Origin of the sequence: Rhodoferax sp., from assembly GCF_018063565.1 — a bacterium.
GTDB lineage: Bacteria > Pseudomonadota > Gammaproteobacteria > Burkholderiales > Burkholderiaceae_C > Rhodoferax.
This window is the reverse complement of record NZ_JAGPBB010000098.1, coordinates 1-11,016: the sequence shown is the minus strand read 5'-3', so window position 1 is coordinate 11,016 and position 11,016 is coordinate 1. Positions and strand designations below refer to the sequence as shown.

Here is an 11,016-nt window from a genome sequence, read left to right as displayed (position 1 = left end):
ACGGATCGGATAGGGTACCCGGGACATTGAAGGGTGCAGCAGCCAGCGAGGGGCCACGAGCGCGGATCAGCACTTTCTTGGGCGAACTGCCCTGGATGATGAAGCCGGCGATCATGACGTTGTCGACCGTTTCGACTCTGCCTCGGGTGGCGATGTTGAGGAGGCGGGTGGGGTTGGCAGCTGTGACGGTGATGGATTGGGTGATTTGGGGTGCTGCAGCATAGTTGTCACTGCCTGATTGATCGGCCGCGACGGTACAAATACCAGGGATCAAGCCACTCACCGTATTGCCCAGGACTGAACAAGTTGACGGTGTGGTGCTGGAGAAGCTCACAGCCATACCTGACGTTGCTGTGGCGCTGGCAGTGGTCGTACCACCAATGCTCAAGAAGTCGGGGATAAAGCTGATGGTTGCGATGGTCTGACTGGCTTTGTCGACCGCAAAACTTTGGGTAACTGGTGGGGCGGTAGCGTAAGTTGCATTGCCTGCTTGATTGGCAGTCACAGTGCATAGTCCGACCAATGACCCTGTGACTGTAGATCCGTTGACACCACAGATGGTGGGTGTATCACTGCGGAAAGTGACCGGCAAACCCGAACTGGACGTAGCCGAGAGAGTGGCCGATACACCGATCGAGATCGCTGACATCGGGCTAAAACTGATGGTCTGATTGATCAAGCCTTCAGCACCTGTGTAGCTGAAGTTGGCATCTGACACGTCAAAGAAGATACTGTTGGCACATTGCACCTTGACCCGGGCAGTGTTTGACGAGCCAGCAGGAAAACTGACACTGGCCACGCCATTGTTGGGTACATTCGCCGCCAGAAGACTAGCAAGCTGGGTTAGCCCACCATCTATTGACAGGCCGATGTTGACATGGCTACAGCTAACCGGCGCCAGATGGGTTCCGGCCACATCCCAGGTGACGCTGGTACTGCCGTTGATGGTTTCCCCACCGTTGGGCGAGGTTAGCCGGAACGGCCCCGAGCTGGCCACAACCGTCAACGTCACATCATCGTCGGCAACCCCTCCGACCTGGTCACGCACCGTTAGGCGAAACTTCAGGCTGCGGCTGGTGGTGGGTAGTCTCTCGCCAATGTTTGAAGTCCCACTTAACAGTGAAGTGAGCTTTGGAAAGTAACGGGTTGCACTGCTGGACGGCTCAAAACTGCGGAACAGCGGGCGACTGCCATCATCGGCCAGGTTCAAACTTGTGGAGGCTGTACCTAGATCGATCTCTTCCCAGGCATAAGTGAGCGAATCGCTAACGTTGGCATCATTGGCACTGCCAGTCAGAAAGAATGGAGTCTGCTTGGGAATGGTGAAGTCCGCACCGGCCGATACGCTCGGCGCCGTATTGCCGTTGTTCTGCCGACTGCCGCAACTTGCGCCAACGCCCGAGCCCAGGTAGGTATTGATTTCGAAGATGCTCCCTGCATGAAAAACCGCATCCGAGTTAGACTGCAGGTTCTCACCTCCGCAAATACCGGCATAGGCCATGATAGAGCTGCCGCTACCTGGTTCGAAGGCGGTATCTTCCCAGCGATTTCCCCCACCGCAGGAGCCCGTCGTGCCGTTAAAAGTGTGATTGGCGCCAAACTGATGGCCTATCTCGTGCGCGACATAGTCGATATCAAAGGGATCTGCTATGGGGTCGCGGGAACCCGTTTCTCCTTGGGCCTTGAACGGGGACAAACAAACTACCCCCAAGTTGGCCAACCCGCCGCCTTCAGTGCTGAAGACATGGCCAATGTCGTAGTTGTTATTGCCAATCACGGCATCCAGATTCGATTGGTTATCGCTCAGAAGTGCTGAAGCGTCACTGGGGTCATAGGGATCAGTTGCGGCGTTGTTATAGACCAGGAGATGATTGTTGGCGATCAGCTCCATTCTGACGGCAAGATCGCGCTCGTAGATCGCATTCACCCGGCTTATCGTGGTGACCATGGCACTGATCGCGCCATTGATGCCGCCGTGGTAGCTGGTGTACTCGCCTGTTGCAGCCAGCGCCAGTCGATAGGTTGTGATGGAACCACTTGACCTTGCAGCCAGGTTCAGGGTTGAATTCAGTGCATCGCTTGTCAGCCAAGAGGGCGTGGCGGCGTCATGGCGGATGGGCGGCCTGCGCAGCATGGACCGAATGACTTTCTCAGTCGGACGGTAGTCATGCTTGTAGTAGCTCAGATATTGCCGCTGGCCGTATTCGCTAGTGCGGGGGTCGACAAACACGGTACCTTGCGGCGTACTGAACATGGCATGAAAGCCCTGATCGGTCAAGTCAGCCGCGCCAATAACGCCCCCCTTGTCGGTGTCAAAAAGTGTGTAAGTCTTGATATGGGGGTAACGCTGCGCCAACTCAGGCGCCATGACAGTCGACTCTAGAGCCCGAACCTGCAACATTGTCCCGTCGGGCAAGGGCATTGGTAGGGTCACCGTTTCCTGGTTATCCGCCTCGCCGCCACTCGACGTGGCGGATTTAAGTGCCAGGGAGGCCCTTGCCACTGGCTCGTCTAGTGTCAGCAAGGCATAACGTGCTGGCGCGAGTTTGATCTCGGGCGTTTGCGCCTCAGCGTTCGCTCGATGCTGAAGTGTGAACCACAATCGATCGGCTTGAATGTCTTGAGCCAAAGCCTGTCCGGAATGACACGATCCAAACCATACCAGACAGAAAACAAGCAGGTGCAATGAAAAGGTAGACATGTTTTGGCACAAGCGTCAGTCTTTCGGTGGATCGGAAGGCGGCTGAGCATCCATCAGGGCAATGCGCTGATTGAGGCGGCGCAATTGGCGCTCCAGCTGCGTTTGGGTAATGTCAGCATACAGTGACTTGACAAACAGCACAACCACCGCGCCCAGCAGCAATGCGGCCGGCGGATAGGTAATGCCGACCCAGCCCGCCATCTTGTCAATGAGTCCGGGCCACAGGCCCAACAGGGCAGCCAGTGCGGCGACACTGATCCAGAACAAGCCATGCAGAATGTAGATGTGATCACGCCGCAGCAGCAGCATGATGAACATCGCCAGTCCAAGGCCAAGGAGGCTGGTGGTGATTTGCAGGCTGGCCATCAGGGCTTCGGGCTTGCCTTGGCGTTGGCAATGGGTTGATTCATCATTTGTTCCAACTGGCGATAAACCGGGTTGTTGGGTTCCGCGCGAATCGCTAAGTCAAGGTCCTGCTTGCTTGCCGCGCGATCGCCCATTGAAAAATAAGCCAGTGCACGCGCGTAGTGGGCCGCAGACGTTGGACGCTGGGCGATCGCGGGGTTCAGAATGCCCATGGCCGTAACAAAATCCTTTTTGCCGATATAGGCCATGGCCAAACCAACCTGAAAACGCTGATTGTTTGGCGACTGCTGGATGAGGGTCTTATAGCTCGTCACTGCTGCATCAAAATTGTTGCTGCCAACTGCTGCTTCAGCCTGGCGAAGGCGTGTGAAGGTTTGGGCCTCCGGGTCTTGTTTGCGTTGCAAAGCCTGGCTGAAGCTTTCGTATGCCAGTTGAAATTGACGTTGTGCAAAAAGTGACTCGCCCTGGTGATAAAAGAGTGCCGCCTCCGTAAAGCCTTTGGCTTGGGCAGCCGCGAGCATCTCCAGTGCCGCCGGGTGCTGTTTGAGTTGCTGCAGACTCACGCCGATGTTGAATCTTGCCGATCCCATGGGTTCACCTAGGGATTCGGCCTGGTTGAACTGACGAATGGCATCGTTGTAATCGCCCTTTTCCATGGCCTCGGCGCCCAAATTGAGAAAAGGTCGCCAGCGCCCCACGGCATTGGCCGGTGCCACCAAGTCGATCTTAAGACTGGCATCCTTCCAGGCGGTGCTAGGCGTTTGCAGGCTGTTGATTCGTTCAAAACTCATGGCGGCAAGTCCTGCTGCAAGTAGAACACCCAACGCCATCACCAGACCATTGAGTGCACCCGCCTCTGCAATCACAACCAGTATCACGGAGAACAATAACGGCACGGCGATGGACCAGAGATAACTTCTGTAAAGAACGAATGGATCTTGTAACCAAACAGTGGCGAATTCAGTGAGGAACATCAGGCTGGGGATCAAGAGACAGAGCCCCAGTAGCCCCCATTTATTGCTGTGCCGCCACACTAACCACATGCCAGACAGCACCAACCCGACGTATGCAACAGCACCTAGCATGTGCCATCCCGCGAAACCCAAGGGAAACGTCGGCCTGAGATCAATGGACATCCAGCCCACATAGGGAACCAGCCAGATCAGACCGTAGTGAAAGAAAAGGCTGGCCTGGTTGATGATGCTCAAAGGAAAAAGATTCTTGCTGATGCCAGGTTGAATTTGCTCAAGTTGTGCCATGTGCGCACGGGACGTTTCGTCAAATACCTTGCCAATGACATCGGCATATTGGCTGTAAAGCACCATTCCAACGCCGCCCATTGCCAATATAGAGACAGCGGCAATTCGAACAATCTGCTTCGTCGTTGGGCGTTTGATATAAACGTAGAGCGGCACTACCAGCAGCAGACTTGTTACAGCAAACTCCTTGGAGAAAACCGCAAATACATAACAGACTACAGAAAATGCCAACCATTTGCGTTGGCTGGTGACAAGTCCTTTGACTAAACCCCAAAGCGCCAACGTTGTGAACAATGTCGCCATGACGATCGAGCGCTGTATCAAATATGCCACGGCGTACACCGCCACTGGGTTCAGTGCCCACAGTGCAACCGCCAGGCGAGCTGACGATGTCAAATGACCTGATGGAACGGAGTTATTGCCTGATTTCTCCTCCCACCGGGTGGCTTTGAGCAATTCGATGATCAGCGCATACAGCGCCAACGCGGTCGCAATGTGCAAAGCGATATTGAAGCTGCGCTGTTTGGCCCAGCCTTCGCCTAAAATAGCTTGAACCCATACAAAGCTGCCGTAAGAAAGTGCGCGCACTTTGAGCAAAAACAGCGATCCATACTGGCCAAAAATGGTCCCGTCAGATAGTCTTGCATCATCGAACAGCAACTGATTGCTCAGTCCGAAGCTGTAAACAAGGACTATTGCCAGTGACAGTGCGATCGCAAACAGTGCCGAGCTTCGTTGTGGTGTCATGCCTGACCCTGAGTTGTCTGGATTTATTGAAAAAACGATTGTAGATGTTTGCCTTGTTGAAAGATTACTTCTCACCTTTGACTTCGAGCCGGCAGCGCGTGCTGATTGGGCTACTGGGGTCGAGCTTTTTCTGCTTTTCTCCTGCTTGGGCAAACGTTTGGAAGGTGGTGGACGAAGACGGTGTCATACAGTTCACGAATGAGCCTCCCGGAAAAAAAGGGCAATTGGTGATTGAATCCAGTCCGCTCAATGCCGGCGTAAGTAGTTCGGGTATGGGCGGTTTGGGATCTGAAGTTTCGGCTAAAGCTGCCGTGGCGGCGATCAACGCCTCACCCACCTATCAGGCGGTTCAGGGCAGTTTGTCTGCGGCGTCGCAGACACATGGCGTGGATGTTGAACTGCTCAAGGCGGTGGTGGTGACCGAATCAGCATTCAACACCAGGGCGGTTTCACCCAAGGGTGCTGTGGGTCTGATGCAGATCATGCCCACCACGGCGCAGCGTTATGGTGTGCAGGCCGACAGGGGAGCCACGGTGTCGGCCAAGTTGACCGACCCGGAACTCAATATCCAGACCGGCACGCGTTACCTGGCTGACCTGATGAAGCTTTTTGGTGGTCAAACCGAATTGGCATTGGCTGCCTACAACGCGGGGGAGGGCGCTGTGGCCCGGGCGGGGAACCGTATCCCCAACTACAAGGAAACGCAGTTCTACGTGCAAAAAGTGATGGCGATTTACCGGGTGCTGCAGTCGCGCTCAGGCTGAGGTCTTTGCCGGCGCGACTCAATTCAGCAGGTAGTCATCAGCCCCATCAATTTCCTGGGCATCGATCAGTGCGTCATAGGCGGCGCGTGCCGCCAGCGCCTCGCTGGTGTAGGGGATCAGCGGCTTGTCCAGCGGGCGCAGTTTGTGGCGACGCAGCGAGCGCAGTTGTGACGAGTGCTCCATGGTGTGCAACACACGCTCTGGCTCCATCATCAGACTGAACGGGTTGATGGCTTGAAGGGTGGTGGTCATGGCTAACTCCTGCGGGGGGACAAACATATTTTGCTGCGTTTCAAAGCGTTGAAATGGACTGTATCCCCAAGCCAACAAAAGCTGTAGTCGGCATTTGGCGCGATCGCTTGTCAGAAGTTGCCTGACACAGCGTCAGCCCCGGTTGGCCAGCGGGTCAAATCAACCGGACTTTGACGCTTTTGCCTTTGATCTTGCCGGCGTTGAGTTTTTGCATCGCCTGCAATGCGATATCGCGCTGCACGGCAACAAAGGTGGTGAACTCGGTCACGTTGATCTTGCCAATCTGCTCGCGACTGTACCCCGCATCGGCGGTGAGTGCGCCCAGCACATCACCAGGGCGCATCTTTTCCTTTCTGCCACCCAAAATTTGTAGCGTTACCATGGGTGGTAACAAGGGCTCAGGGGTCTTTTGATTGAGTTCTTCTGTTTTGTGCCACGTGGACTCCACGCCCTGATACTGCTCAATTTTCCCCACCGCCCCCATTTCGTACATGGCCGCCAGGCTTAAAGCCAGACCCGTCTCGCCAGCGCGGCCGGTGCGGCCAATGCGATGTACATGCACCTCAGGGTCAGGGGTGATGTCGACGTTGATCACCGCCGACAGCTCTTTGATGTCGATGCCGCGCGAGGCCACATCGGTGGCGACCAGCACGGAGGTGCTGCGATTGGCAAACTGCGCCAGGACCTGATCGCGCTCACGCTGCTCAAGTTCGCCGTAAAGTGCCAGGGCACTAAAGCCTTGCTGTTGCAAATACGCCACCAAATCTTTGCACTGTTGCTTGGTATTGCAAAAGGCCAGTGTGCTGACCGGGCGAAAGTGGTTCAGTATGCGTGCCACAGTCTCAAAGCGGGTTGGGCGGGTGACTTCGTAAAAACGTTGCTCGATCAGGCTGACGACGCTGGCCGGTTCAACCTTGAGTTGCACCGGGTCACGCATGAACTGTCTGGCGATCTTCTCGATGCCTTCGGGGTAGGTGGCAGAAAACAGCAGGGTTTGCCGCGCAGATGGGCATTGCTTTGTGACGGTGGCAATGTCGTCAAAGAAGCCCATGTCGAGCATCCGGTCGGCCTCATCGAGCACCAGCGTATTCAGTGCTTCCAGGTTCAGGTAGCCGCGCGCCAGGTGGTCCATCACGCGCCCTGGCGTGCCGACCACAATGTGCGCGCCGTTTTCCAGCGACGCGCGCTGCCCGCGCAGCGCAATGCCACCGCACAGTGTGATCACCTTGATGTTGTCCATGGCGCGCGCCAGTCGGCGGATTTCCACCGTGACCTGGTCGGCCAGCTCACGCGTGGGGCAGAGCACCAGCGCCTGCACGGCAAAGCGACGCGGGTTCAGCCGCTCCAGCAGCGCCAGACCAAACGCGGCCGTTTTGCCGCTGCCGGTTTCGGCCTGGGCAATTAAATCTTTGCCGGCCAGTGCCGGCGGCAAGCTCATGGCCTGGATCGGGGTCATCGCCAGGTAACCCAGCTGCGCCAGGTTGTCCAAAGTGGCCGGATTGAGCGCCAGGGTGCTGAAGGTCGGGGGGGCAGTGTTTGTCATGCGCTGATTATCGACAGCGTACTTGCGGGTGACCTGTTGACCCGCAGGAATCGGCGACTCAGGTGCCAAAATGGCGAGAACTGCCTTGGGATTGCAGGGCAAGTATGGAGTTATTTTTATGCGTTTGCCCACCTCTGTCCTGCTGCTGGCCTGGCTGGCCGGTTGTGCCACGCTGGTATCCGATGTTCTGGACAACCGCTACGGAGCCGCCCAGACAGACCGGTTTGACCATCCCAGGCCAGTATTGACAGGGCTACCAAGCTATCAAAAAGACATTAAACCGATCTTCGATAACCGCTGCGTGGTCTGCCATGGGTGTTTCGACGCGCCGTGTCAACTCAAACTCGGCAGTTGGGAGGGCATCGCCCGCGGGTTGAGCAAGGCCAGTGTGTACGGCGAGCTTCGGCTGCACGCCGCGCCGCTGACCCGATTGGGCATCGACGCGCAACAGGCTTCGCAGTGGCGGGGCATGGGCTTCGAGCCTGTGCTCAACGAGCGCCGCGAGGATTCTGCGAACCAGTTGGCTGCCAGCGTGTTGTGGCGCAGTCTGGCGTTGAAGCAGGCACAGCCCTTGCCCAAGGTTGCGGTGCTTGCCGAGCGGGATTTTGATTTCGCTCTGGACCGGGCCAACCTCTGCCCCAGCCTGGGCGAACACGAGGTACTGGCCCGCCAGCAGCCGTTGGCGGGCATGCCCTATGGCCTGCCCGGACTGAGCGAGCCCGAACTCAATGTGATTCGAAGCTGGTTGCAGGCGGGCGCACCCGACGATGCGCCCGCCGTGCTGCCGCTGGCGATCAGCCGGCAAGTGAGCGATTGGGAGCATTGGCTCAACGGTGCCTCGCTCAAAGAGCAACTGGCTGCCCGCTACCTGTACGAGCATCTGTTTCTTGGCCACCTTTTGTTTGAGGGTGACATCCAGCAGCATGTGTTCAGACTGGTGCGCAGCCGCACGCCGCCGGGCCAGGCGGTGCAGGAAATTGCCAGCCGCAGGCCGTTTGACCACCCAGGCGTCGCCCGGCCCTACTACCGTCTGGTGCGGGATCGCGAAACCCTGCTGGCCAAGACCCACATGCCGTATGTGTTGAGCGTGGCGCGCATGGCGCGCTGGCGGCAATGGTTTCTGAACTCGCCCTACCGGGTGACGAAACTGCCAACGTATGACCCCGATATAGCCGCCAACCCGTTCAAAGCTTTTGCCGACCTGCCGCTGCAGGCGCGTTACCGATTCCTGCTCGACGATGCGGGCTACTTTGTCAGCAACTTCATCAAGGGTCCGGTGTGCCGGGGCCAGACCGCGCTGAATGTGATCAACGACCATTTCTGGGTGTATTTTGTGGACCCGGACATCGGTGCCAATGACGACGCGGCCCAACTGGTGGCCCGCGAGGGCGAGGTACTGCGCATGCCCGCTGCCGAGGGCAGCAATGCCCGCCTGCTGGCCTGGCGCGCCATGGCGGTTGCCGAAGACGCGTTGCTGGCGGCCAAGACAAGCCACATGGACCGCGTGTTTGGCACCCACCGCCGGCCCATCAATCTGGATTTTGTCTGGGACGGTGATGGCCACAACCCCAACGCCGCGCTGACGATCTTTCGGCATTTCGACAGTGCCTCGGTGCAGCAAGGCTTGATCGGAGACCCGCCCAAGACCGCATGGATCATCGGCTACCCCTTGCTGGAGCGAATTTTCTATTTGTTGGCGGCAGGCTTTGATGTCTATGGCAACACGGCGCACCAGCTTGAAACGCGGCTGGCGATGGACTTTCTGCGCATGGAAGGCGAAGCCCACTTTCTGATGCTGCTGCCCGCCGAGGCGCGCCTGGCGGTGCGCGATGCCTGGTACCGCGGTGCCAGTGACGAGGTCAAAAGCCGGGTGCTGGGAGGTGTCTACCGTTTTGAGGCGCAAAGCGGCATCCGCTACCCGCAAGGTGCCGACGCAAAGTTGCACCTGTTTGAGCAACTGCGTCAGCGGCTGGCACCGGTGCTGCCCCAGGGGTTCGACATCAATGCCGAGCCGGATCCGGTCGCGCGTGCCGCGCTCAGGCAACTGGCCGCGGTGCGCGGCCCGGCGTTGCAATGGATGCCTGAGATGACCGTGCTGCGCCTTGACACCGGCTCGCAGCCCGATGGCGGCAGCGGTGCCAGGTATGTGAGTCTGCTGCGCAACACGTCGCACCTCAACGTGAGCACCCTGTTTTGGGAAGGTGCCATGCTGTCACCCGATGAATTCACCTTGACCGTGGCACCGGGATTTGTTGGCGCTTACCCTAACGCATTGATGCATGCGAGTGCGGCGCAGTTGTCCGAGTTGGTCAAGGGCGTCGCCGCGCTGACGTCGGAGGACGACTTTCGTGCGCTGGTCGACCGATTTGGCATTCGGCGCACGAACCAGGATTTTTGGGCTGCCAGCGATGCCATGATGGCCGCCTACCGGAACTGGTCGCCCATCGAGGCCGGGCTGCTGGATTGGAGCCGGCTGGAAAACCGCTAATCCTGGTGGTGGTGACTATCGCATGGCAGGTGTTGCGCGGTGTAACAGCCGCTCAACGACCTGCAAATCGTCGACGGTGTCAATATCCGTCACGCAGCCCAAATCGTCCAATGGCAGTTCCATGGCCACATGGGCACCAACCACGCGAGCCGCCCCACGATCTCCGTGCAAGTCCAGCAATGCCTGTCGGCATCCCATCGCGAACCCCACGGGATGTCCGCGTTGCCCCCGGTAAACCGGCACAACCACCTCCGTGTTCATCAGCGCCGCCGCAACGGCCGTTAGGCTGCTGCTTTGGATCAGCGGCAAATCGGCCGGCAGGATCAGCCAACCATTGGCTTGTGCTGTTTTTTGCACGGCTGCGGCAATCGAGTCGCCCATGCCGGGGTGGCTTTCATCTTCAAGATGCCAGGGCAGACCGCTGCCCCGCACTGCGTCCATCGTATGTTGCAGAACGGTTTTGCCCATCAGTCTCGCTTGCAATTTGTGCGTGGCACCGCCGGACGCAGTAAAACGCACACCGCGACCAGAGGCCAAAATAATGACGGTGGGCAAAAGTGCAGTCACACGGCTTGCTCAAAGGCGCTGCCGATGACCGGCTGAATGGCTTGCAAAACGAAAGTGGGGCTCAGCGAATTTCTGTTCATCGGCGCGGTGTTGGTGGCTATCAAACTGATAAGTGATAGCAAAAATCTTATCACTCTGGGCCCTGTCGGCGGGTTGCACCTCGGTCGCGGTCACGGTCTGTGGTCTGGCCTGCCACGGATCAGCCAGGAGCCCGCAGGCAAAGTGGCTGCACTGGCGCTGGCATGATTCTTGTGAGAGCATCGTCATGCATTGACGTGCAAGCTCATGCGTCAAGCCAAGAGCAACCGCTGTTGAACCGACTTGTTTAG

At 57.8% G+C, this 11,016-nt stretch carries 9 protein-coding genes; 2 read left to right on the top strand and 7 right to left on the bottom strand.

Features of this window, described 5'->3' with window-relative positions; all coding sequences use genetic code 11:
* From KBF66_RS16665 to KBF66_RS16655, 3 genes are all read right to left on the bottom strand, one after another.
* The coding region (locus KBF66_RS16665) for a reprolysin-like metallopeptidase (RefSeq protein ID WP_296659871.1) at nt 1–2,278 on the bottom strand (2,278 nt) is incomplete at its 3' end.
* Between the two features lie 438 nt (nt 2,279–2,716).
* A complete protein-coding gene (locus KBF66_RS16660) occupies nt 2,717–3,067 on the bottom strand; it encodes a DUF2304 domain-containing protein (RefSeq protein WP_296659868.1) in 351 nt (116 codons plus the stop codon).
* A complete protein-coding gene (locus KBF66_RS16655; RefSeq protein WP_296659865.1) occupies nt 3,067–5,073 on the bottom strand; it encodes a tetratricopeptide repeat protein in 2,007 nt (668 codons plus the stop codon). Before KBF66_RS16655 ends, KBF66_RS16660 begins: the two co-directional genes overlap by 1 nt.
* A gap of 44 nt (nt 5,074–5,117) precedes the next feature.
* Here KBF66_RS16655 and KBF66_RS16650 point away from each other — a divergent pair, with 44 nt between their 5' ends.
* Entirely contained in the window at nt 5,118–5,837 is a 720-nt protein-coding gene (locus KBF66_RS16650) for a transglycosylase SLT domain-containing protein (RefSeq protein WP_296659860.1), read from the top strand.
* 18 nt (nt 5,838–5,855) lie between these two features.
* Here the strand turns inward: KBF66_RS16650 and KBF66_RS16645 are convergent, their stop codons facing one another.
* Nucleotides 5,856–6,089, bottom strand: a complete 234-nt coding sequence (locus KBF66_RS16645; protein ID WP_296659858.1) for a hypothetical protein — start codon at nt 6,087–6,089, stop codon at nt 5,856–5,858.
* A gap of 154 nt (nt 6,090–6,243) precedes the next feature.
* Entirely contained in the window at nt 6,244–7,632 is a 1,389-nt protein-coding gene (gene dbpA, locus KBF66_RS16640) for an ATP-dependent RNA helicase DbpA (protein WP_296659854.1), read from the bottom strand.
* Nucleotides 7,633–7,750: 118 nt separating this feature from the next.
* Between dbpA and KBF66_RS16635 the strand changes: the two genes are divergently transcribed.
* Nucleotides 7,751–10,120 (top strand): fatty acid cis/trans isomerase, encoded by a 2,370-nt coding sequence (locus KBF66_RS16635; protein WP_296659850.1) that lies wholly within the window; start codon nt 7,751–7,753, stop codon nt 10,118–10,120.
* Nucleotides 10,121–10,135: 15 nt separating this feature from the next.
* Here the strand turns inward: KBF66_RS16635 and KBF66_RS16630 are convergent, their stop codons facing one another.
* Both KBF66_RS16630 and KBF66_RS16625 read right to left on the bottom strand, forming a co-directional pair.
* Nucleotides 10,136–10,687: an NTP transferase domain-containing protein gene (locus KBF66_RS16630; protein WP_296659847.1), complete on the bottom strand. Its 552-nt coding sequence runs from the start codon at nt 10,685–10,687 to the stop codon at nt 10,136–10,138.
* Nucleotides 10,688–10,696: 9 nt separating this feature from the next.
* On the bottom strand, nt 10,697–11,016 hold a 320-nt coding region (locus tag KBF66_RS16625; protein ID WP_296659843.1), incomplete at its 5' end, for a hypothetical protein.